Annotated in this window: 20 protein-coding genes, 1 tRNA gene and 1 pseudogene; 8 read left to right on the top strand and 14 right to left on the bottom strand. The window is 67.0% G+C overall.

The window, feature by feature from the left end; genetic code table 11:
* Positions 1–9: 9 nt before the first annotated feature.
* Positions 10–159 (bottom strand): annotated as a pseudogene (locus tag F9K34_RS03600) (IS3 family transposase); the annotation flags it as partial.
* Between the two features lie 273 nt (positions 160–432).
* On the opposite strand from F9K34_RS03600, the gene F9K34_RS03605 reads away from it, so the two are divergent.
* Complete coding sequence (locus F9K34_RS03605) at positions 433–2,928, top strand: cation:proton antiporter (RefSeq protein ID WP_291335485.1); 2,496 nt, start codon at positions 433–435, stop codon at positions 2,926–2,928.
* 101 nt (positions 2,929–3,029) lie between these two features.
* Here F9K34_RS03605 and F9K34_RS03610 read toward each other — a convergent pair whose 3' ends face one another.
* Positions 3,030–3,932, bottom strand: coding sequence for a universal stress protein (locus F9K34_RS03610; RefSeq protein WP_291335454.1), 903 nt, complete (start codon positions 3,930–3,932; stop codon positions 3,030–3,032).
* Between the two features lie 89 nt (positions 3,933–4,021).
* On the opposite strand from F9K34_RS03610, the gene F9K34_RS03615 reads away from it, so the two are divergent.
* Genes F9K34_RS03615 through F9K34_RS03630 form a run of 4 tightly spaced genes read left to right on the top strand, consistent with a single transcriptional unit; the run spans position 4,022 to position 9,381 of the window.
* Positions 4,022–4,237: a helix-turn-helix domain-containing protein gene (locus F9K34_RS03615; RefSeq protein WP_291335456.1), complete on the top strand. Its 216-nt coding sequence runs from the start codon at positions 4,022–4,024 to the stop codon at positions 4,235–4,237.
* The gene (locus F9K34_RS03620) at positions 4,234–5,952 is read left to right on the top strand and encodes a cation:proton antiporter (RefSeq protein WP_291335458.1); all 1,719 of its coding nucleotides are present in this window, start codon (positions 4,234–4,236) and stop codon (positions 5,950–5,952) included. Before F9K34_RS03615 ends, F9K34_RS03620 begins: the two co-directional genes overlap by 4 nt.
* A gap of 37 nt (positions 5,953–5,989) precedes the next feature.
* On the top strand, positions 5,990–6,760 hold the full coding sequence (locus F9K34_RS03625) for an SDR family NAD(P)-dependent oxidoreductase (RefSeq protein WP_291335460.1): 771 nt from the start codon (positions 5,990–5,992) through the stop codon (positions 6,758–6,760).
* The gene (locus F9K34_RS03630; RefSeq protein WP_291335462.1) at positions 6,760–9,381 is read left to right on the top strand and encodes a cation-transporting P-type ATPase; all 2,622 of its coding nucleotides are present in this window, start codon (positions 6,760–6,762) and stop codon (positions 9,379–9,381) included. Before F9K34_RS03625 ends, F9K34_RS03630 begins: the two co-directional genes overlap by 1 nt.
* Positions 9,382–10,210: 829 nt before the next feature.
* On the opposite strand, the gene F9K34_RS03635 is transcribed toward F9K34_RS03630, so the two are convergent.
* Positions 10,211–11,104: a LysR family transcriptional regulator gene (locus tag F9K34_RS03635; protein ID WP_291335463.1), complete on the bottom strand. Its 894-nt coding sequence runs from the start codon at positions 11,102–11,104 to the stop codon at positions 10,211–10,213.
* Between the two features lie 96 nt (positions 11,105–11,200).
* On the opposite strand from F9K34_RS03635, the gene F9K34_RS03640 reads away from it, so the two are divergent.
* Positions 11,201–11,635 carry a cupin domain-containing protein gene (locus F9K34_RS03640; RefSeq protein WP_291335465.1) on the top strand — a complete coding sequence of 145 codons (435 nt, stop codon included), beginning with the start codon at positions 11,201–11,203 and terminating at the stop codon, positions 11,633–11,635.
* A 421-nt stretch (positions 11,636–12,056) separates the two neighbouring features.
* Here F9K34_RS03640 and F9K34_RS03645 read toward each other — a convergent pair.
* A tRNA-Val gene (locus F9K34_RS03645) sits at positions 12,057–12,132 on the bottom strand.
* Positions 12,133–12,207: 75 nt separating this feature from the next.
* Entirely contained in the window at positions 12,208–12,423 is a 216-nt protein-coding gene (locus tag F9K34_RS03650; protein ID WP_291335467.1) for a hypothetical protein, read from the bottom strand.
* Between the two features lie 667 nt (positions 12,424–13,090).
* Between F9K34_RS03650 and cueR the strand changes: the two genes are divergently transcribed.
* Positions 13,091–13,543, top strand: coding sequence for a Cu(I)-responsive transcriptional regulator (gene cueR / locus F9K34_RS03655; protein ID WP_291335469.1), 453 nt, complete (start codon positions 13,091–13,093; stop codon positions 13,541–13,543).
* Between the two features lie 216 nt (positions 13,544–13,759).
* Here the strand turns inward: cueR and F9K34_RS03660 are convergent, their stop codons facing one another.
* The 9 genes from F9K34_RS03660 to F9K34_RS03700 form a co-directional block, all read right to left on the bottom strand.
* Positions 13,760–14,155 (bottom strand): VOC family protein, encoded by a 396-nt coding sequence (locus F9K34_RS03660; RefSeq protein WP_291335471.1) that lies wholly within the window; start codon positions 14,153–14,155, stop codon positions 13,760–13,762.
* A gap of 158 nt (positions 14,156–14,313) precedes the next feature.
* Entirely contained in the window at positions 14,314–14,793 is a 480-nt protein-coding gene (locus tag F9K34_RS03665) for a DUF411 domain-containing protein (RefSeq protein ID WP_291335473.1), read from the bottom strand.
* 34 nt (positions 14,794–14,827) lie between these two features.
* The gene (locus F9K34_RS03670; RefSeq protein ID WP_291335487.1) at positions 14,828–17,158 is read right to left on the bottom strand and encodes a heavy metal translocating P-type ATPase; all 2,331 of its coding nucleotides are present in this window, start codon (positions 17,156–17,158) and stop codon (positions 14,828–14,830) included.
* A 67-nt stretch (positions 17,159–17,225) separates the two neighbouring features.
* Entirely contained in the window at positions 17,226–17,909 is a 684-nt protein-coding gene (locus F9K34_RS03675; protein ID WP_291335475.1) for a TVP38/TMEM64 family protein, read from the bottom strand.
* A gap of 1 nt (position 17,910) precedes the next feature.
* Entirely contained in the window at positions 17,911–18,297 is a 387-nt protein-coding gene (locus F9K34_RS03680; RefSeq protein WP_291335476.1) for a DUF302 domain-containing protein, read from the bottom strand.
* 276 nt (positions 18,298–18,573) lie between these two features.
* Positions 18,574–19,782: a cytochrome D1 domain-containing protein gene (locus F9K34_RS03685; protein WP_291335477.1), complete on the bottom strand. Its 1,209-nt coding sequence runs from the start codon at positions 19,780–19,782 to the stop codon at positions 18,574–18,576.
* A gap of 62 nt (positions 19,783–19,844) precedes the next feature.
* The gene (locus tag F9K34_RS03690) at positions 19,845–21,392 is read right to left on the bottom strand and encodes a multicopper oxidase family protein (protein ID WP_291335479.1); all 1,548 of its coding nucleotides are present in this window, start codon (positions 21,390–21,392) and stop codon (positions 19,845–19,847) included.
* A gap of 73 nt (positions 21,393–21,465) precedes the next feature.
* On the bottom strand, positions 21,466–21,825 hold the full coding sequence (locus F9K34_RS03695) for a hypothetical protein (RefSeq protein ID WP_291335481.1): 360 nt from the start codon (positions 21,823–21,825) through the stop codon (positions 21,466–21,468).
* A 264-nt stretch (positions 21,826–22,089) separates the two neighbouring features.
* Positions 22,090–22,290 (bottom strand): heavy-metal-associated domain-containing protein, encoded by a 201-nt coding sequence (locus F9K34_RS03700; protein ID WP_291335482.1) that lies wholly within the window; start codon positions 22,288–22,290, stop codon positions 22,090–22,092.
* A 245-nt stretch (positions 22,291–22,535) separates the two neighbouring features.
* On the opposite strand from F9K34_RS03700, the gene F9K34_RS03705 reads away from it, so the two are divergent.
* Positions 22,536–22,689: cation transporter (locus F9K34_RS03705; protein WP_291335489.1), on the top strand; the 154-nt coding region annotated here is incomplete at its 3' end.

Here is a 22,689-nt window from a genome sequence, read left to right on the forward strand (position 1 = left end):
CCGGCCGGTTGGGGAACGCCCGTCGAGGCTCGCATGCGGGCAATGGCGATTGCAGCGGTCGCGCCATGCCGCAATCATACGGCAGATGGCGAGTCTCAGGTCGAACCTTCTCTGCCTTGACTCCACCCCCTTGTTCTGAGCTGGAGGGTGACCGGGAGCGGGGCATCGACGCCCGGCCCGACGAACCAGCGGGATATCAGGCCGTCGCGCCTCCGCTCCAGCGGCTGCCGCTCGTGCCGGGTGGAGAACGGGATCCGCATCGGGCTCGCGCGGATGTGAACGCGCTTCATCGCCTGCCCTTCTCTCTGCCATCCTGGCTCGGCGATCTTGCCGGCCCGGAAGATTGACAGCAGCGGCGAAGAACATGATAACTCCATGGCTTTCCGCAGAAAAACCCACACCCGGACCGCGCCTGCGGTAGATACTTACGGCATGGATGTAGTCACCCTCGTCGGCATCGTCGCAGCACTTTTCATTGTGATCAGCCTCAGCGAGCCGCTGGCCGACTGGTCGCGGCTGCCTTACACGGTTGTGCTGGCCATCATCGGAACCCTCATTGGCACGGCTGCAGCCTATCTGGTCCCGTATGGTCGGGCCGTCACTGAACTGGCGCCGGGGGTTGAAGTCGTCGCGTTCAGCATTCGCGCGAACGTATTCCTGTATGTCCTCCTTCCAACGCTGCTTTTTCAGGTGGCGCTTGGTCTCAACCTGCGCCGCATGGCAGAGGACTGGGTGCCCATCCTCGTGATGGCGGTCGTCGCCGTCGTGTTGGCGACCTTTGCCATCGGCCTTGCGCTGCAACCGTTCACGCCCTTGCCGCTGGTCACCTGCCTGATGCTCGGCGCGATCGTCGCGACGACGGACCCCTCCGCCGTGGTGTCGATCTTCCGCAACATCGCGGCGCCCCAGCGGCTGACCCGGATCGTCGAGGGTGAGAGCCTTCTGAACGATGCCGCCGCAATCGCCCTCTTCGGGTTCTTTCTGACCTTCGTCATGTTGGGCGTTCCCAATCCGACCCTTCAGGATGCGCTGGTCGGCTTCCCGCTTCTGATCTTCGGCGGCGTCGCCACGGGCTTGTTCCTGGGGCGCATCTGCCTTGGGGTCCTGTCATGGCTTGGCCGCTACCCTTTGGCGCAGATATCGCTCAGCGTGGCGTTGCCCTATGTCGCTTACCTGGTCGCCGACCAGGTATTCGGTGTGTCGGGCGTGATTGCCGTGGTCATGGCCGGAATGACGCTGAACTATCTGGGTCCCGGACGCATGTCGCCCACGAACTGGACCAACCTGCGCGAGGTCTGGGATGTGCTGGCGCATTGGGCCGGGGCACTGATCTTCCTTCTCGCGGCACTGCTCGTTCCGCGGCTTCTGGGCGACTTGCGGCTTCATGACCTGTTCCTGATAGTGGTTGTCATCGTTGCCGCCACCGCCGCACGGATGTTCATGCTCTACGTCGTGCTGCCGCTCCTGACGGCACTGCGCCTGTCTCCAAGGGTCGATCGGCCCTACCGTGTGGCAATCCTCTGGGGCGGCCTGCGCGGCGCAGTGACCCTGGCTCTGGCGCTGGCCGTCTCGGAAAACTTCAGGGTGCCGACCGATGTCAAACGGTACGTTGGCATCCTGGCAACCGGTTTCACCCTGTTCACCCTCCTGGTGCAGGGGACCACCCTGCGCTGGATCATTGCTCGGCTGGGGCTGGACCGACTCGCGCCCATCGACCGCGCGTTGTCGAACCAGGTCATCGCCGTCGCGCTGCAGAAGGTGCGCGAAGAGGTGGCCGAGACCGTACGGAACCATGATCTCACGCATGAGATCGTCCGCTCCGAAGCAAAGCGCTTCGCCGAGCGGTTGGACGGTGCCATCCAAAAGGCCGAGGTCGCCGACGACATTCCCGACCGGGAACGGATCACCCTTGGACTTGTCGCGCTGGCAGGGCGCGAACGCGACTTCATTCTCGAAGCCTTCCGCGATCAACTTGTCTCGACGCGCCTGGCGGAACAGATGCTCGCGGACGCGGACCGGCTGATCGAACGCACGCGGATAGGCGGCCGCGACGAATACCGCGTGGCTGGCCGCCTGAGCCTGGCCCAGGGTCGGGATTATCGCTTCGCCAGCATGCTGCACAACCGCCTGCGCATCTCCGGACTGCTTGCCAGGCTGACCGCTGACCGCTTCGAGATCCTGCTGAACCTTCGACTGATCCTGCGCGATCTGCACGCGTACATCGACACCAAGATCCGTCGCATTCATGGGCGCCGCATCGCCGATCTGCTGCATGAACTGGTGAAGCGGCGCGAAGACGAAACACAGGCCGCGCTGGAAGGCCTCCGGCTTCAGTATCCGGGGTACGCGGAGGAGATCGAGCGGCGATACCTGCGGCGCACCTCGCTTCGCCTTGAGGAACGCGAGTATGATGTTCTGTTCATCGACGGGCTCATTGGAAAGGAGCTTCATACAACCCTCAAGCAGGAACTGGCAGTAAAACGCCGGAAAGTGGAAGCGCGACCACCACTGGACCTTGCTGTCCAGAAGACGGAGCTTGTCCGCCAGTTTGCGCTTTTCGCAGAAATGGACGAGGACAGCCGCAAGCAACTCGCAAAGGCGCTGCGCACTCGGTACGTCCAGCCCGGCGATGTCCTGATGCGCAAGGGCGACACGCCCCGCGAAGTCTGTTTCATTGCCTCGGGCGCCGTCGAACTTGAAACGGCGGGGCAGAAATTCCGGCTGGGCCGCGGCGAGATGTTTGGACAACTCTCCCTGCTCAGCCACCAGACACGCAGGACACAGGCGATCGCGATAAGTCACACCACCCTGCTGGTTCTCGACGAGGCCCGCTTCCGGCGTCTTCTCAAGCGCAGCCGGAAGCTCCGTTCTGCGGTCATCGAAAGTGCTGAAAGGCGCGGCCTGGATGCCGCAGCGTTGCAGCTTTGATCGGCTGGAACGCGGTCGCGCACTCACGTCCTGGCCGTAGGCAGGAAACCTGAGCAGCATTTCCGGCCCTGCTGCGCATGGTCAGGCGCAGGGCGACAGCTTCATGGCGCGGGACTGGGCGGCAAGGCCAGCACATCGACCTTCGCGGACTGCAGGGTCTTCTCGGTGACGCTGCCCAGGAAGAACCTCGCCAGCGCGCCCTTCCCGTGCGTGGAGACCACGATCAGGTCCGCGGTCAATGCTTCGGCCGCCTCGTGGATTTCATGCGCCGTCGTTGTTGTGTCTTGGCGGACGACCAATTCGGCCTGAAGTCCGGCCAGGTCCGCCATGAAGCGCGCAAGGTCGCGACGCGCCTCGCTCTGCCGGTCCGCCAGATAGCTCTCTCGGTTGCCCTTGGGCATTGAGTCCGACATGGCCAGGCGCAGGGCGATGGCGTCGAATACATGGAGGACGGACTGGCGCGCGCCCCTGCCCAGCCCTAGGGCCGCAAAGCGCTGCAAGGCGTTCCTGGCATTGTCGGAAAGGTCGGTGGTGAGCAGGATGTGCCGCCACGGGGCGACCGGCGGCCCGTTTGCCATCAGGACGGGACAGTCGACGGAACGGATCGTCCGCTCCGCCGTCGTTCCCAGGAAGGCATCCTTCAGGATCTGCCGCCGGTGCGGTCCGATCACCAGCAGATCCGGCTTCTTTTCCGCCACAGCCTTCACGATTCCGGCGAAAGGATCGGACAGCACAACGTCGGTTTCGCAGGTCACGCCATCGGCCGAGCGGAGCGAATGCGCCAGTTCGCGAAGCAGGACCCGGGCGTCCACGGCTTCGTGGTCGACGATCCGGCGCGGTCGGTCATCGTCCACCACGTGCACGAGATCCAGGACCGCCCCATGCGCCTTGGCAAGAAGCACAGCCCGCCGCAAGGCACGGTCCGAACGCTCGGAAAAGTCCGTCGCCAACATGATCCGCTGCATGGCCCGCCCCCCTTTGCCGTGACCCGTCCACATGAACATGGATGAGCGTCGGCTGGTTTGATCGAGGTCAATCAAGACAGCGCATACGTCGCTATGCTGCGTCAAAACACGCTCGGAGCCACCATTCGATGCCGAACGAACATTATCAGACCGTGAAGGAAGTGGCCGATCGCCTGAAGGTTGCAGAGGCCACCGTGCGGCACTGGATCAAGCAGGGCGACCTGCGCGCGATAGATGTCGGCAAGGGATGGCGGATCGCACACGCCGATCTGGAGCACTTCCTTGAACGCCACCAGAGCGCACCCCGCGCAACAATCGGAGCGGGGCAGAAGAAGGACACATGACGTTCACGATGACATCTTTTGCCGAAGTGGCGATCCTCCTGGTCTTGGCGGCCGGAATCGGGATCGTCGGCACCCTTCTGCGCCAGCCGCTGATCGTCAGCTTCATCGCGGTCGGTCTGGTCGCCGGGCCCTCGGCGCTGGATGTCGTGCATTCCGACGAGCAGATCGAGCTTCTGTCGGAACTGGGCATCGCGGTGCTGTTGTTCCTGGTGGGGATCAAGCTCGATGTGAAGCTGATCCGGTCGCTCGGGGCCGTGTCGGTGCTGACGGGCCTTGGCCAGGTCGCCTTTACCGCGTTCTTCGGCCGCCTGATCGGTCTTGCGCTGGGGCTGGACCATGTCACCAGCCTCTACGTCGCCATCGCGCTGACGTTTTCGTCCACCATCATCATCGTGAAGCTGTTGTCCGACAAGCGCGAGATCGACGCCCTCCACGGCCAGATCGCACTGGGGTTCCTGATCGTGCAGGATCTGGTGGTAGTTCTGGCCATGATCGTGCTGTCAGCCATCGGCATAGGATCCGCGGATGGGGGCAACGGTGGCGGCGAAGTGCTTGCGGTGCTGGCCTCGAGCGTGGCGATGGTGGCGGCGGTCATGGTCTTCGTGCGCTATGCCGCCAATCCGCTGACCGAATGTCTGGCCCGCGCGCCGGAACTGCTGGTGATCTTCGCCATCTCGCTGGCCGCCATGTTTGCGGCCGTCGGCGACGCCGTCGGACTGGGCAAGGAGGTGGGCGGCCTGATGGCGGGGGTTGCCCTTGCCTCCACCGCCTACCGCGAGACGATTGCCGCCCGGCTGGCCTCCTTGCGCGATTTCCTCCTTCTGTTCTTCTTCATCGCCCTCGGGGCCATGCTGGATCTGTCGCTGCTGGGTGCCCACGTCACCGGCGCGGCGATCTTTTCGCTGTTCGTGCTGGTCGGCAACCCGTTGATCGTACTCGCGATCATGGGGGCCATGGGCTATCGCAAGCGCACGGGCTTCCTTGCCGGCCTGACCGTCGCGCAGATCAGCGAGTTCTCCCTGATCTTCGTCGCCATGGGCGTCAGCCTCGGGCATGTCGCGGACGATGCCTTGGGGCTCGTGACCATGGTCGGCCTCGTGACCATCGCGGCCTCGACCTACATGATCACCTATTCACACCAGCTTTTCGCACTCTTCGAACCTCTCCTCGCGGTCTTCGAGCGCAAGGGCACCCCGCGCGAGCCTTCCGAGGCCGGGACGCATCACGGCCGGGCATTCCCGGTCATCGTCTTTGGACTTGGGCGCTTTGGGACCGCCATGGGCATCCGGCTGAAGAACCGTGGCGTTGCGGTGCTTGGGGTTGACTTCAACCCTCTGGCCATCGACCGCTGGCGCGAACTGGGGCTCGAGGCGGAGTTCGGCGATGCGACGGACCCGGAGTTCGTTGCCGAACTGCCGTTGCGCAGTGCCGAGTGGCTCGTCTCGACCCTGCCCGTCCATCCCACCGGGCTCAGCCACGAAGACGCGCGCCGGACCTTGATACAACTCGCCCGCACGTCGGGATTCTCGGGGCGGATCGCCGCTGCGTCGCACGGCGCTGCCGAGACGGAGGTCCTGTTCGGGTCCGGCGCGGACATGGTGCTGGAACCGTTCCAGGATGCGGCCGACCGCGCGGTCGACCTGCTGTGCGGCGCGGCGGAGACCGAGCGCACCGAAATTCCCGAGATCTCGACCGAGGGGCGCATGCCTGCCTGACGGGCATGTCCCAGGCCACATCCCGAAGGAGATTGCCATGAACCGACTTTCCGGAAAGACCGCCATCGTGACCGGGGGCGCCGTGGGGATTGGCCGTGCCTGCGTGGAGCGCATGGCCGAAGAAGGCGCACAGGTTGCGATGTTCGATTTGATGGAGGCCGAAGGCATGGCCCTGGCGGGCGATCTGGGCGCGAAGGGACATGCGGTCTGCTTCTGGCGCGTGGATGTGGCTGACGAGGCCGCGATGAAAGCGGCCGTCGATGCGGCCGCCACCCGGTTCGGCGGCCTGCACGTGATGGTCAACAACGCGGGCATCTCCGGCAGCCCGAAACCCACCGATCAGGTCACCGAGGAGGAATGGGACCGGGTTCAGGCCGTGAACGTCAAGGGCGTGATGTTCGGCACCAAACATGCCGTTCCGCATCTTCGCGCCGCGGGCGGCGGGTCGATCGTCAACCTGTCTTCCATCGCCGGCCTGATCGGCGTGGGCAATCTGGCGGCCTATCACGCCTTCAAGGGCGCGGTAAGGCTGATGACCAAGAACGACGCCGTCACCTATGCACCCGAGCAGATCCGGGTGAATTCGATCCACCCCGGCTATATCTGGACACCGATGGTGGAAAACCACCTGCGCGCCACCTCGCCCGATCTGGAGGCCGCCAAGGCCGCGGCAGGGGCGGTCCATCCCATCGGCCACATGGGCGAACCCGATGACATCGCCTGGGCCGTGGTCTGGCTGGCCTCGGACGAGGCAAAGTTCGTCACCGGGGCCGAGATCGCCATCGACGGGGGCTATACGGCGCGCTGATGCAGATGATCGACCCGCACGCCCGCCCCGTCGCCGACTGCCTGACCGACCTGGACGCCACCGCCAGCGGCCTGAGCACGGCCGAAGCCGACCGCCGTCTTGCCGCGCATGGCCCCAACCGGCTGCCCGAAGCGCGGACGCGGGGGCCGGTGCTGCGCTTCCTCGGGCAGTTCAACAACGTGCTTATCTACGTCCTGATCGGCGCCGCCATCGTGACCGGCGCGCTTCAGCACTGGGTCGATACCGGGGTGATCCTGGCCGTTGTCCTCGCCAATGCGGTGATCGGCTTCCTTCAGGAGGGCAAGGCCGAAACCGCCATGGCCGCGATCCGGCAGATGCTCGCCCCGCGCGCCGCCGTGCTGCGTGACGGGCGGCGGGTGACCGTGGCGGGCGACAGGCTGGTGCCGGGCGACATCGTCCTTCTGGAGGCAGGCGACAAGGTTCCCGCCGACCTGCGGCTGATCGAGGCGCGCGGGGTCGCGGCACAGGAGGCGATCCTGACCGGCGAGTCGGTGCCGGTGGAAAAGGCCGAAGGCCCCGTCGCCGCCGATGCGCCCCTTGGCGACCGCCGGTCGATGCTCTGGTCGGGCACGCTGGTCACGCAGGGCGCCGCCCGCGGAGTGGTCACCGCCACCGGCCCCGCGACCGAGATCGGCCGCATCGGCGGCCTGCTGGCGGGGGTCGAACAGCTGACGACGCCGCTGGTCGCGCAGATGGACCATTTCGCGCGCTGGCTGTCGTTCCTGATCCTGCTCGTCGCGGCACTGCTCTTGGGCTGGGGGTATTTCGTCGGCCACATGGACTTTGCCGACCTGTTCATGACGGTCGTCGCCATCGCCGTCTCTGCCATCCCCGAGGGTCTTCCGGCCGTCATGACGATCACGCTGGCCATCGGCGTGCAGGCCATGGCGCGGCGCAATGCCATCGTGCGCCGCCTGCCTGCGATCGAATCCATCGGCTCGGTCTCGGTCATCTGCACCGACAAGACCGGCACCCTGACCCGCAACGAGATGGTGGTGGCCGCCGCCGAGACACCCGAGGGCAGCTTTGCCATCAGTGGCGACGGCTACGCGCCGCGTGGAGAGATCACTCCCGCAGGCGACCTTTCCGGGCTGGCCCGCGCGGCGGCCCTCTGCAACGACGCGGCCCTTCATGACCGAGGCGGGGCCTGGACGGTCGAGGGCGACCCGATGGAGGGTGCGCTGCTGGCCTTTTCCGGCAAGATCACGCCGGAGATCGCGGCGCGCCGGATCGACGCCATTCCCTTCGACAGCCGCCATCGCTTCATGGCCGTGCTCACCGATGGGCCCGATGGCCGGCTGATCTATGTGAAGGGCGCCCCCGAACGGGTGCTGCGGATGTGCGCCGACATCGACTACGCCCCCTGGCACGACCGGGCCGAGGCGATGGCCCGGCGGGGCCTGCGGGTGCTGGCCCTGGCCGCGCGTCCCGAGGACGACGACCGGATCGACCCCGCCAAGCTGGAACGCGGGTTGAGCTTCCTCGGCCTCGTCGGCCTGATCGACCCGCCGCGCCCCGAGGCCATCGCCGCCGTCGCCGAATGCCGGGCGGCGGGCATCCGGGTCAAGATGATCACCGGTGACCATGCCGGCACCGCCGCGGCCATCGCCGCCCAGATCGGGCTGGAAAACCCGAACCGCGTGCTGACCGGGGCCGATCTCGACAAGCTCGACGATGCGCAACTGGCGCTGGAGGCGCAGGGCATCGACGTCTTTGCCCGCACCTCGCCCGAAGACAAGCTGCGCCTTGTCACCGCGCTGCAGGCCAACGGCCTCTCGGTCGCCATGACCGGCGACGGGGTGAACGACGCCCCTGCCCTGAAACGCGCGGACGCGGGTATCGCCATGGGGCTGACGGGGTCAGAGGCCGCGAAGGAAGCCGCCGATCTGGTGCTGGCCGACGACAACTTCGCCGCCATTGCCGCCGCCGTGCGCGAGGGGCGCACCGTCTACGACAACCTCAAGAAGGTCATCAGCTGGACCCTGCCCACCAACGCAGGGGAGGCGATGGTGGTGATCTTTGCCCTTGCGGCCGGAATGGCGCTGCCGCTGACGGCGGTGCAGATTCTGTGGGTGAACCTCATCACCGGCATCACGCTGGGCCTCGCACTGGCCTTCGAGCCGACCGAGGCGGGCACCATGGCCCGCCCGCCCCGCCGCCGCGATGCGCCGATCCTGTCGGGCGAACTCGTGTGGCACGTGGTGCTGGTCGCGGCCCTGTTCCTGGCGGCGGTGTTCGGCATGTTCTCATACGCGATCGACCGGGGCTTTGGCCTGCCGCTCGCGCAGACCATGGCGATGAACACGCTCGTGGTGCTGGAGATCTTCCACCTGTTCTTCATCCGCAATATCCACGGCACCTCGCTGACATGGGCCGCGGCACGGGGGACGAGGGTGGTCTGGACGGTGGTCATCGCCATCACCGCCGCGCAGTTCGCGATCACCTACATTCCGTTTCTGCAGGCTGTTTTCGGAACCGTGGGGGTTGCCCTTTTCGACGGGCTCCTGATCGTCGGCACCGGTGCTGCCTTCTTTGCGATCATCGAGATCGAGAAGCAGATCCGGCTGGGGCTGAAGCGGCAGGCCGCAGTTGCCCGGTAAACCGTCTCCCGATACGGCCCGGCGCGGTCACGGGCGACGGCAGCAGCCGTTGTGGCGGTGTCGCGGCAGAGCCGGGATGACAGGCACTGCGTCGCGGCGGCCAGGCCCTCGGCGGGCTCCTCATCGACAGCCGCACCGGCTCCGTCGCAGATTGGCCTGAACGATGCGTCCGCCCGTCGGGAGAATACGCCATGATCGGGGCTGGAAGAGGGGAACTGCGATAGCCAAGGTCGCGACCATGGCGCATCGGCATTTCACCGACTTGGGGCGCAACCCCCGCTCAACGCACCAACTTGCGCGCCAACTTCCGCAACCGTGCCCATAGAGTCCTCCCCACCTGAGGCTCTATGGGAACAAGTTCGGGTAACAGATGCACTCGTGACCGCTTACTCATAATCACTTCGAACCAAGAACTTCGCTCTACAGGTGCAAGGATACCGCGCCGGTCACCGACCTGCCCAGTTGGCTTTTGAGACAAGTACGGCCCTCGCCAACATGTTCATTTCAAGCGAAAAATTGCGATTGATGCCGGATCGCTTCCAATGCGCCATCCCGCCGCCGCGATCCTTCCGGAAAGGCGCCACGGGATGGCCGCGGCGCATCAGCCGCCGGACTGCGATTCTGCCGGTTGCAGCCCATCCTGCGCCCCCCGGCCTTCGAGCCGCGCGAGGACACGGGCGCAAAAGGCGGCATTGGCGGACACGGTGACCCGCGGCGCCGCGCCGTCCCGCCCGTGCCGGCCCGGTGCACGTCCGCCGCCGCGTCGGGGCTGCCGGGGCCCGCAGCGCGGGCGATTGCCACGGCAAGCGCCCTCGCCAGCATGCCGCGACTACCCAATCAGCGCCTTGCGAAGGGCCGGCACGTCTTCCAGTACGTGGTCGACGAAAGCCGCGACCCGGGCTGTCCTTCGCACATGGGGCGAGGTCAGGAGGTACCAGCTTCGTGTGAGTTCCTCGACAGGGGGGATGACCTGGATCAGAACGTCTTCGGCATCCCCGAGTGTCGTCGGCAGCGGCGCGATGCCGACCCCGGCTTTCACGGCTGACAAGGTGCCCAGCATGCTGTCGTTGCGGCTGACGATCCGGGCATTCGGCACGGCGACGGGAAGCCATTTCGCCACCCGGTGGTTTTCCATGATGCCATCGAAGCCGATCAGCGCATGGTCCGCGAGGTCGGCGATCCTCGCCGGTCGGCCATGGCGCTGCACATAGCTCTTGCTTGCGTAGACCGCCCAGACCGAGTCACAGATCTTGCGACCGACGAGGGTGTCGTCGACGGGGTCACCCGACCGGAAGGCGACATCGGCCTCGCCGCGGCCAAGGTCGAGGTACCGGTCGCTGGTGACGAATTCCACCCGGAGACCGGGATAGCGCTCGTGGAACCGGTCGAGAAGGCCGGTCGCGGCGATCCGCGGGACGGTCGGCTCCGGGCAGGTGAGGCGGATGACACCCGTCAGGTCGAGCTTCAACGCCCGGATCTGCTGTTCGAGCGTCCGGACGGCCGTTTCAACGGCAAGCACGTGATCGATCAGCGCCTCTCCAAGTTCGGTCAGGCGATAACCGCTCGGCTGGCGCGTCATCAACGTCAGGCCGATGGCCTTCTCCAGATCCACCAGGCGTCGATGGACCGTCGACTGGTTCACGCCGAGTGTCTTCGCGGCGGCAAGGGTGCTTCCCTGCCGTGACACGGCTACAAGGTGGCGCAGATCGTCCCAATCGAACATTTTTTCGTTATGCATTTTTGCAGCGCGCTTTGCCAGACTCGCTGCTGCCGTCGTCGCGGGCCAAGTGGTAGCCTGACCGCAAGGACGGAGGCCAACATGCACGAGAGAACCGATGTCGAAACCATGACCGCTGGCCTGACGGTCGGCGTGACGCGCAGTGCGCAGGACAGCGGCTTGGCGAAGCTGACGCCGCTTCACCGTGAGGTGGTGGCGGGGCTTCCAACGACCGCCGAACAGGAAGTGCGCGTGCTGTTCGCCACCCTGATGCCAGGCGATGTCACCCCCTATCACTTCCACCGCTTCCCGGTGACCGTCTACATGATCGAGGGCGCCTTCACGCTCGACCTAGATGACAGGGCGCCGGTCGTGATTGCGTCCGGACAAGCCTTCGTCGAGCCCGCCGGGGTGAACATGACAGGCCGCAATGACGGCGATTTCCCCGCTCGCATGGTGCTCTTCTACGTCTGCGATCCCGATACGCCCTTTGCCGACCCGGTCAAGCGCGATGCGGGAGCGCCCCGATCGACGTGACGACGGAAATCCTCGGCCCCGCGCCTTGACGGTTCCGGGTGGGCCGCACCGGGGCGCATCCGGATCGACCCCGCCGCCATCGCCCGCGGCGACAGGCGTCCGTCAACCGGGATGGCCCCGACGATCGGCGCGAGATCCGCGGCGCGAGGTTCGGCGTTCGCGGAAACCGCGGCCTCGCGTGCCGCGCCGTCCTGCCGGTACGCATGAGCGCTGCCGTGACGCCGGGAGTGCCGATCCGACCCCGCCGGCCTTTGCCAGCACGAGTGAAGGCCCGGTGCACCGCGAGGCCCCAAGATCGCTATCCCACGCGCCGCGGGGAAGTTGCGGGTCTTGGAGGTTGCCGGCGGTTTGGGGCACAGGTGTTGCCAGGTTCAGGGCACCTGAGCACAGATCGCGAGCCGGACGTGTGCCATTGATTTGATGGTGGGTCGTGAGAGGCTCGAACTCCCGACATCTTCGGTGTAAACGAAGCGCTCTACCAACTGAGCTAACGACCCGTCCGGCGCCCCCGGCGGCGTCACCGGCACCGCATTTAGCGGCTTGGCTCCGCCGGGGCAAGCCCTGCCGCGCCCTCAGACCCGGACCGCCCCCCGGAGCCCGATCCCCACAAGTCCCGCATTGATGAGGAGGTAGGGCGAGGTGTCGCCGAAGGTCCGGCTCACCGCCCGCGTCCAGTCGGCAAGGTGGTGGACCGGTTCGAAGGCGATGAAGAGGCCCGCGAGGATCGGCAGGGCCGAGGCGAGCCACGTGAGCGAGGTCGGCTTGACGTATTTGCGGAAGGTCGGCACGGCGGCTGGTCCCTGGCTGGATCGGAAACGGCGCCGATCTCACAGCGCCGGGGTTAAGGGCGCGACAAGCCGGCGTCCGCGCGCCAGAGACCGGCGCGAAAGGTCCCCGCCCCCCGGGGCTTGAACGGGTCTTCGCTTGTCCAAAGTGGCTGGGATGGCGGGTAACATCCTGCGTCGGCGGGTCGCCCGTCGCGGCAGGGTCAACGCAACTCCCCGGGTGACGGGATCGGCGGCCGCGATGATTTCCGCCGGCGCATCCCGACCATGTCCCCAGATCTTGACCCTCCCGCCCTTGGAGGCCGGAGAAGGCGATTCGTCACACCACAGCTGACCCGGGAGACCCATGGTGATATCCGTCGCACCTTCGCCCGCCCATGCTTCGCTGCTCGGCCGGCTCTTGCAGGTTCTGAGAACCGCAATGCTCGAGCGTTTGATCTTGCCTGACATCAAGGGCCGGGAAGTGGACGAACGCATCGTGCGCGAACCGCATCCGGTTCGGACGCCGCCCCTGCCGAGAGCCGTGTCCGGGCCGTCGCCTCTCTGAGGGTCGGTGCCGGTCCTGATGAAACGGTCGGGACGGTTTCGAAAAACCTCTTGACCCTCCCATGATGGGAGGGTGGATAACAGGATCCATGCCGGCGTCGCCGGGTTCAAACGGAGCCACAGCATGAATATCGGAGAAGCCTCGAAGGCAACCGGCATCTCGGTGAAGATGCTGCGCTACTATGAGGAGATCGGTCTCGTCCGCCCGGCGCTCAGGGCCTATTCGGGATATCGCGTGTATTCCGACAAGAACATCGCGATGCTGCGTTTCGTGCGCCGGTCCCGCGACCTCGGCTTTCAGGTGAAGCAGATCGCGTCCCTCCTCGACCTCTGGCTGGACGGCAGCCGGGCGAGCGCGGATGTGAAGACGCTGGCCCTGGACCATGTCCGCGACCTGGAACTGCGCCGCCGCGAACTCGACGAGATGATCGGCACGCTGCAGCACCTTGCGCGTCACTGTCATGGCGACAGCCGGCCCGATTGCCCGATCCTGACCAGCCTGAGTTCGGACGATGAGGCGTCTGCAAAGCCGGCGCGGAAGAAGGCCTCGCGCCGGGGTTTCGCGGTCGCCGGGTGACGGCGACGTGGGCCGTCCCGCATCTCGGGCACTGCCGCAACCGGAAGCGGCCGGCGCATGCTTGAGGGTCGCGGTAACGTCGGAGCCCTCATCCTGGCGCACAGGCGTCAGGCGACGGCGCCTTGGGGCGCAGGTCTGGCAGCTGAAGGGACAGGGACGAGCGCGCGGTTTGACCGTCGCCCGCGGGACGGGCGGAGCAGCGCCATAGCCCTCGGTTCACGCGGTGGCGGGCGGGATATCCTCGTGCAGGCAGAGAATGTTGCCCTCGGGATCGTTGAACCACGCGGCCTTCTCGGAGCCGAGCACGCAGACGTGCCCGACCGTCTTGAACCCCGGCAGATCGTAGTCGGTGAAGATCACGCCACGGCTCTCCAGCTCGGCAATCGCGGCACGGATGTCATCCACCCTGAAGCTGATCGCGGTATGCTCTGCCTTCGTCCCTTCGGGCTTCGGGAAGAGTGCCACCTCGCAACCGCCACAGAGGTAGACGACCTTGCCGTCGAGCCGCTCCTCGCCCGCCGGCAGCGCCAGGGCCCGCTCGTAGAAGTCACGCGCCCGTGCCAGATCACGGACCGGCAGCATCACAGTCACCTGGCTGGAATTCAGTTCCATGGAACGCTCCCCCCGGAATGACAATAAACCATGCTACTCCGATTCCCGATGCGGCTCCAGCGCAGCCGCTCATCGTCGTTCGCGCGCCCGACGCTCCGATCCGGCGCCATCGTCTTCGCGATCCTCCGCCACCGAAGGGAACCGCGCCCGGACCTGCGTCAGGCCGCATCGTAACGCGTGAAGACCTCGGTGCTGCCGTCTCGCCGGATGAGGAACACGTCGAAGGCCTCGCGTTCGCTCTCAGGCCCCATTCCGGGCGAGCCGTAGGGCATGTCCGGCACGGCCAGTCCGACCGCATCGGGCCGTTCCTCGAGAAGACGCCGGATGTCGGCGACCGGCACGTGGCCCTCGATCATGTAGCCCTCGACCCGGGCCGTGTGGCAGGATACCATGCTTTGCGGGATCCCGTTCTCGGACTTGTAGCGCATGAGGAGCGTCCCCGCGCGTGCCTCGGTCGTGACGGGGAAGCCGTCGCGCTCGAGGATCTCGATCCAGGCCGAGCAGCAGCCGCAATTCGGGTCCTTCAGGACGTGGACCGACGGTCCGCCGGACTGGGCCAGCGACAGCCGGGGCAGTCCCGCAAGCAGGGCCCCGCTGCCGATCAGCGCTCCGCGGCGGGTGAGGGTGTCGTGGGTCATGTCGTTCTCCGTTGGTGATTGAAGTCAGGTGCGTTCAGAGGTCGATCCGCCTCAGCCGCAGCGCGTTGCTGATGACCGAGACCGATGAGAGGCTCATCGCCGCCGCCGCGATCATCGGCGAGAGCAGGAGGCCGGTCAGCGGATAGAGCACGCCGGCGGCGACGGGCACGCCCGCGGCGTTGTAGACGAAGGCGAAGAACAGGTTCTGCCTGATGTTCCCGAGCGTGGCCACGGCCAGCTTGCGCGCCCGCACGAGGCCCACGAGGTCCCCGCGCATCAGCGTGATCCCGGCGCTTTCCACCGCCACGTCGGCGCCGGTGCTCATCGCGATGCCGACGTCGGCGGCCGCGAGCGCCGGGGCGTCGTTCACCCCGTCGCCGGCCATCGCCACCGACCTGCCCCTGGCGCGCAGTTCCTCGACCAGCTTCTGCTTGTCCTCCGGCAGGACGCCCGCGCGCACCTCGTCGATGCCGAGCCGCGAGGCCACCGCCTCGGCCGTGCGCCGGTTGTCGCCCGTGGCCATGATGATGGTCAGCCCCAGCGCGTGGAGATCGCGGATTGCCGCTGCCGTCGTCTCCTTGATCGGATCGGCCACGGCGACGATCCCCGCCAGTGCCCCATCGACGGCCATGAACATCGCCGTCTTGCCGTCCGCGCGGAGCGTATCGGCCGTTAACTCGGCCTCTTCCGTCGAAAGCCCGAAATCGGTCATCATCGCCGCATTGCCGAGCGCGACCTTGCGGCCCGCGACGGTGCCGTGCACGCCCTTTCCGGTGACCGCCTCGAAATCCTGCGCCGGATCAGGCGTCAGGCCACGGTCCTTCGCGCCCGCCACGATCGCCTCGGCAAGGGGATGCTCCGATCCGCGCTCGAGCGCGGCGGCGAAGCCCAGCACCTCCGCCTCGTCGCCGTTAAGCGCCACCACATCGGTCAGACGCGGCCTTCCTTCCGTCAGCGTCCCGGTCTTGTCGACGATCACCGTATCGACCCGTGCCATCCGCTCCAGCGCCTCGGCATCCTTGATCAGGACACCCACCTGCGCGCCCCGGCCGGCGGCCGTGGTGATCGAGATCGGCGTCGCGAGCCCCAGCGCGCAGGGGCAGGCGATGATCAGGACCGAGACGGCCGAGGCGATGGCGAAGGCCAGCGCCGGCTCCGGCCCGGCCCAGAGCCAGGCGCCGAAGGCAATGATCGCCACCAGCACCACCGTCGGCACGAAGATGGACGAGACCCGGTCCGCGAGCCCCTGGATCGGCGCCCGCGACCGCCGCGCGCCCGCGACCATCTCGACGATCTGCGACAGCACCGTGTCCGCGCCGACCTGCGTCGCGCGCATCGCCAGCGTGCCGTTCTTGTTGATCGTGCCGCCGGTGACGCGGTCGCGCTCGACCTTCTCGACCGGCACCGGTTCACCGGTGATCATGCTTTCGTCGACGGACGAGCGACCCTCGACCACCTCGCCGTCCACCGGCACGCTGTCGCCGGGTCGGACCCGCAGCAGGTCGCCCTCGACGATGTTCTCAAGCGGGGCGTCGTATTCCGAGCCATCCGGCAGGATGCGGCGCGCGGTCTTGGGCGCGAGGTCCAGGAGCGCCCGGATCGCGTCCCCCGTTCGCTCCCGCGCGCGCAGTTCCAGCACCTGGCCCACGAAGACAAGCGCGACGATCACCACGGCGGCCTCGTAATAGGTGCCGACGCCGTGGCCCATCCGGTACTCGGCGGGAAACACGCCCGGCGCGAAGGTCGCGACCAGCGAGTAGAGATACGCGGCCCCCACGCCGAGCGAGATCAGCGTCCACATGTTGGGCGAGGCGTTGCGGATCGAGTCGATCCCGCGCCGGAAGAACGGCAGCGCCGCCCAGAGGATCACCGGGGTCGCCAGAACGAATTCCGCAAAGACCGAGACGCGGTGCCCCATCCACGTGCGCACGTCGAGCCCGACGAGTTCGCCCATCGTGATGATGACGAGAGGCACCGCCGCCGCCGCCGAGATCCACATCCGCCGCGTGAAATCGACAAGCTCGTGGCTCGGCTCATTCGACGGCACCATGGGTTCCAGCGCCATGCCGCAGATCGGGCAGTTCCCCGGTTTGTCCCGGACGATTTCCGGGTGCATCGGGCAGGTGTACTGCGCGCCGGGCTGCACGCGTTGCCCCGCCTTCCGCGCGTTGCCGGAGGCGTAGAGGTACGGATCGGCCTTGAACGTCGTCTCGCACTTCGCCGAGCAGAAGTGGAAGGTCTCGCCCCCGAACTCGGCATGACGACCGTCCGGCCTGATGGCCACGGCCATTCCGCAGACCGGGTCCGTCGCCGTCGCGGTCCCTGCGGGAACGTCGGGGGTCTTGTGGTGGTGATCGTGTTCCATGTCGTGCCAACCTTTCATCCCGTCGACTCATGCCTGGGGCCTCCAACGGTGGGAGGCTCAAGACAATTCACGGATTGTCGTCTTTCGCCTGCCGTCCCTTGCCGCGCAGCGCCACCCAGACCAGCGGCAAGCCGGTCACGAGGCCGAGGCCGAACACCGCCCAGGTTGCCCGCCCGACGTCGCCGCTGGCCGCCTCGCCTCCGAAATGCGCGAGCAGGAAGCTCGCCGGGATGATGCCCGCGAGCGTCGCAAGGGCGAACCGCCAGGCGTGCAGGCGGCTGAGCCCGGCGGCGTAGCTGATCATGTCGAAGGAGACGAAAGGCATGAGTCGGCTGGCAAAGACCGTCGCCGTCAACGCGGTCTGCGAGCCGAGGAGCCCGGCATCGACCGAGGTACCGAACACGCGCCGCAGGACATCGCGCCCCAGAACCCGAGCGAGGCCGAAGGCGATGAGCGCGCCAAGCTCGGCACCGGCCACGACCTGAACCGTCCCCCAGACCTGCCCGTAGGCCGCCCCCGCCGCCAGCGCAATCGGCGCGCTCGGTATAGGGCTGGCCACGACCGCGACGGTCATGAGCGCGACGATCAGGACCGGCCCCCAGAAACCGGCGCGCGCAACAAGCGCCTCCAGACGCTCGGCATCCAGATATCCGCGCACATCGGCCAGGGCCGAAGGCGAGATGAGCCAGACGCCGAAGAGGACGATACCGAGGATCGCGAGGCCCGCGGATATGCCGGCGCGCAGGCGCATCTCAGACGGCCGCGACGACCTTGGCCAGCAGATCGCGCACCTCGGCAGCGACGGCCTTCAGGTCGGCATTCTCGATCGCCTGCATGGACGCCACCGGGTCGATGGCGCTGATCTCCACGCCGCCCTCGACCTCGTGCAGGATGACGTTGCAGGGCAGCATGGCGCCGACCCGGGGCTCGATCCCGATTGCCTTATGCGCCATCTTCGGGTTGCAGGCGCCGAGGATGCGATAGGCCGGCATCTCGACGTCGAGCTTCTTCTTCATCGTTGCCTTGACGTCAATCTCGGTCAGAACGCCGAAGCCCTGATCCGCGAGTGCCTTCCGCGTGCGCGCGTCGACGTCGTCGACGCCAGCGTCCGCGATCATCCGGTCGATGGTGTAGGTCATTGGGAGGTCCTTTCTTCCATTTCCGAAGTTACTTGATCAGCGCCGTGATGGCCAAAACCACAAGCGCAGGGATCCGCAGGCCGAAGAGCCTGCCGGATCCCATGCCGAAACCCTCTCACGACACGTGTCGTTCCAGATCATGATCCACGTCCTTCGTTTCGACCAAGCGCGGAAGCCACTTGCTGCATGTCCGGGCATCGGAGTGTTTCGGGACACCGCCCCGGCGCGCTGTCACTGCGCCGGGGCAATGCTGGGGCGATCGGTCTTGCTGCGGGATCAGTTTCCGTCGGCGAAGGCGATGCCGCCCGGTTCCTTGCCGACCGGGATGGTCTCGATCACCGTCTGGCTGGCCACGTCGATCACCGAAACGGTGCTGTCCTTTGTATTGGTGACGAAGACAAGGCGCCCGTCTGACCCGATCGTCACCCCATGCGCCCCCATGCCGACCGTGATCGTCGCGGTTACCTGATTGCTGGCCACGTCGATGACCGAGACCCGGTTGTCGGGATTCCCGTCGTCACCCTGATCGGCGACGTAGACGAATTTGCCGTCGGGCGTCACGAAAAGCTGGATCGGATCGCGGCCGACGGAAACGGTTGCGACGACGCTCCGCGTGGCCCGGTCGATCACCGCCACCTTGTCCTCGTCGCGGAGCGAGACATAGGCACGCGTTCCGTCCGGCGGGAAGCCCACCTGCACCGGCGCGTCGCCGACAGGAATCCGCGCAACTTCCGACAGGCTTTTCGTGTCGATGACCGAGACGGAGTCGTCCTCCACGTTGGCGACGTAAAGCTCCGACCCATCCGGGCTGATCCGCTGGCCATGGGGATAGGCGCCCGTGGTGATCTCCTTGACCGTCTTGCCGCTGGCAAGGTCGATGACCAGGACCGCATCGGATTCGGAATCGGTCACGAAGACCCGGCTGGCATCCGCATCGGGCACGACATGCGCCGGGTGGTGGCCCGCCTCGACAACGGCGATGGGACCGGCCTTCAGATCATCGAGCTTCAGGACGGCGAGGCGTCCCTCGCCGTGCCCGCCCATCTCCATGCCCGGCATCTCGCCCGCCTCCATGCCACCCATTCCGACCGCGAAGACGAGACCCGCCGCGGTGCTGACATCGACATTGTGCGGCATCAGCGGCAGGGCGATGGCCTCCACCGAACCCGTCGCCAGGTCGATGCGGCTGAGGCTTCCGTCCCCCTCGTCCGCGGAGAAGACCGCGCCGCGGCCCAGGGTGGTGTCGGCCATGGCCTGGGGCGCGTATCCGGTGCCGGACAGGAGCGCCGCAAGCGCAATGGTCAGGATTTGGTACCTCCGGATCGCATCCTTCGGGATCGTCCGGTTGATCGAGTGGGTCATGGGTGACTCCTGTTTGCGAAGATATTTGATGAGGGCCGCTATGGCCAAGACCACCAGCACCAGGATCGGCGGGCCGAAGAGCCAGCCGAACCCCATGCCGGGGCCGGTGTCGTTCCAGTTCATCGTGACGTCCTCCTGCTCTGACGTACGGGCCGGGGCGCCCGGCGCGGGCACCCCGGCCGCGCTCACGCCGAGGCGCCGACCGCGAACTCGGTCATCATGCCGGTCGCGAGATGCGGCATGTGGTGGCAATGCAGCATCCAGCGCGCGGCCTCGCCGGCGTCGAGCGCCACGTCCACCATCGACATCGGCGGCACGTAGACCGTGTCGCGCAGCGCGCCGGAAAGGCGGCGTCCGTTGATGCCGACGACCTGGAACGCATGGCCGTGCAGGTGCATCGGGTGGCCCATCATCGACATGTTGTGGAACGACAGCACGACCCGCTCGCCGCTGCGCGCGGTCACAGGCTGGTGCTGGCCCCAGACCGCCCCGTTGATCGTCCAGACATAGGGCTGCATCGAGCCGCCGAGCATCAGCATCTGGCCGCGGTCGACCGGCCGGCCCGGCAGGGCGTCCACCGCCACCAGCCGCGCTTCCTGCGCGAGATCGGTGTCGAAGGCCGGGGCCTCGGCCTCTGCCATGGCATCAACGCGCCGCACCTCGGCACCGGGCGTGGCGAGGATCAGACCGGTGCGCTCCCGCGCGCCCTCGCGCAGCGCGAGGATCGGCCACGCTCCAGTTTCGCCCGGCAGGTCGATCGAGAGATCGAGCCGCTGTCCCATGGCAAGCCCGAACCGGTTGCCCGGCACCGGCTGCACCGCATGGCCGTCTACCGCGACGAGGCGCGCCGCAGCCGTCCCGGTATCGATCCAGAACACCGTGGCCGCCGCAGCGTTTATGACGCGGAGCCGGATGCGACTGCCGCGCTCGACCTGCACCACCTCGGGGTCTGACAGCGTGCGGTCATTGGCAAGGTAGGCGTCCCAGTCATAGTCGTTCAGATCCATGGCCATGCTGCCCATCTGGCCGCCCATGCCCATCATCCCGCCCATGCCCGGCATCTGACCCATCGGCATGCCGCCCATAGCACCGTGATCCATGGCCGCGTGGTCCATGCCCTGCATGGCGCCCATGCCGCCCATCGGCATCCCCTGCATGGCCTGGCCCCCATGTGCGCCATGCCCTCCGCCGCCATGGCCGGCGCCGATCTCGGCCAATACCTCCTCCGGCGTCTTGAACGAGAAGTCGTGCAGGAACATCACGACCTCATGCCGGTCGGCGGCGATATCCTCCTGCGACCGCACGATCAGCGGGGCCGCCAGCAGCTGCATTTCCTGGACCGGCACATGGCTGTGCATCCAGTGGGTGCCCGGCCGCGCCTCGAAATCGTAGGACCGGGTTTCGCCCGCCGCGAGCAGGGGCATCGGCATGTCCGGCACCCCGTCCTGCGCGTTGGGCGGGATCTGGCCGTGCCAGTGGATGATCGTGCCGATATCGAGATCGTTGGTCAGGTCGACCCGGAACCTTTGTCCGGGGTCGAGCATCAGCCCCTGGCCGCCGGGTCCGGCAAGGCCGAAGACCCTGGCCGCGCGCCCGTCGATGTCGAGCGTGCGCGTGGCAGCGGTGAGGCGGATCGGGGCCGGCGTCTGCGCAAGGGCAAGGCGGGGCATCTGCGCAGCCGCGACGGCCGCGGCACTTGCGGCAAGAAAGCCGCGTCGTGAAAGTATATTCATGGTCGTCTCCCCGGGACCTTCCGTCCCGTGCATCAATGGCGATCGAACGCCGCGGGCGTCTGCCCGGGCGCGCTCAGAGGAGACAGAGTTTGGGAGGTCGTTCGTTCAGCCCGGGCGCATGGCCAAGGTGTACTGGCTCGGGCGGATGGTCGTGACGGGCGGGCGCAAAGGCGGTCGCCGCTTCGCCCGCCGGCGTCACCAGGATGGCCGGGAGGCCCGCGCAGACGAACTCGCACAGACCGTCATGACCCGATCCGTGCTGCAGGGTGTCATCGCAGCAGGGATGACTGTCGGTCGCGGCTTCCATCATCGCGGTGGGGAACATGGCGTGGTCGCCCTGCATGCCGACCATGCGCGCGGCATGTGCCGCGCCGAGCGTCGTCACCACGGCGATCGCAAGAATGGCAAGCATGGAGAGCACGCGTGCGAACATGATGGGAACCTAGCCGCTTGTCCCGAGCGAGTCCATTTCAGCCGCCATCACTTTCTCGGGTGTACGCGGGAACACTGGACCCTGCCGCCTGTGAAGGCACCGCAACGGCCGCCCGCCGTGCGGGCGGCTCGCCGTTCGCCGGATCAGTGCCCCGCATGCATGGCGCCAGACGGCGCGACCTGCACCCGGACGACGGCCAGCGCCGCTGCGACGAACGTTGCGGTGCCCGGAAAGGTGATGGAAACGCGGGACATCGCCGGCCCGTCAGGCCGCTTCGCGCGCGGCGGGATAGCCCGCCTCAACGAGGACGGCCTCGATCTCGGCGCGCGTGGCCGAGGTTTCGACATCGACCTTGCGGTTTTCCGGGTCGGTCTGGATCACCGCGGTCCCGTCGACCGACTGGATCGCCTTGGTCACGTTCCGGGCGCAGCCCGAGCAGGTCATTCTCTCGATGTGGAATTGCATCCTTGCCTCCTGTTCTAGCTTGGCGGGACAGGACGTGGGCGCTCCCAGCATGGGAGGGTCAAGAGCCTTTGCCAGAAGTTTTTCGCGGCATCCGCGCACTGCATGCCAAGGGTCACCGGGGTCAGGAACGCGCGCGCGTGGTGCGGCGAGCGGTTGTTGAAGAAAGACGAATTTGCTGCTTGACCCTCCCAAGATGGGAGATCCCATGTCCTTGCGCATCACCACGAATCCGAAGGGAATCAGCCATGAACGCGCCATCCAGTTTCACGGGGGAAACGGTATCCCTTCCCATCGGGGGGATGACCTGCGCCTCCTGCGTGGGGCGTGTCGAAGGCGCCCTGAAGGCCGTGCCGGGGGTTCTCGCTGCCAGCGTCAACCTGGCGACGGAGCGGGCGGAGG

Origin of the sequence: Albidovulum sp. (assembly GCF_008933605.1) — a bacterium.
In the GTDB taxonomy this organism is placed as follows: domain Bacteria; phylum Pseudomonadota; class Alphaproteobacteria; order Rhodobacterales; family Rhodobacteraceae; genus Albidovulum.